This window comes from Clostridium sp. AM25-23AC, assembly GCF_003435125.1.
GTDB classification, from domain to species: domain Bacteria; phylum Bacillota; class Clostridia; order Lachnospirales; family Lachnospiraceae; genus Pilosibacter; species Pilosibacter fragilis.
Window position 1 is genome coordinate 1 of the sequence record NZ_QWGI01000039.1, and the last position, 338, is coordinate 338.

Annotated in this window: 1 protein-coding gene; it reads left to right on the top strand. The window is 50.0% G+C overall.

Going from position 1 to position 338, the window contains the following annotated elements:
- The coding region (locus DW677_RS18925) for a DUF4368 domain-containing protein (RefSeq protein WP_242992204.1) at nucleotides 1-338 on the top strand (338 nt) is incomplete at both ends.

The window sequence follows — 338 nt, forward strand, 5'->3', positions numbered from 1 at the left end:
GCGCAGTCCAGCCAGCAGACCACAGAGGTCAGGAAACAGCGCACACGGCTTGCCACAGCCAAGCAGAGAGTTTCCGAGCTGGAAGTCCTGCTCTGTAAAATCTATGAGGACAACATTTTAGGAAAGCTGTCCGACAGCAGATACGCCACTCTGGACGCTCAATACGAAAAGGAACAGTCCGAGCTTACCGCCGAAATCTCTGCTCTGGAAAAGGCTGTCAAGAGCTATGAGAAGCACGAAAAGGACGCTGATCGTTTTATCGCTCTGATTGACAAGTACGAGAACTTCGACAAGCTGACCATTGCCATGCTCAACGAGTTTATCGAGAAAATCCTTGT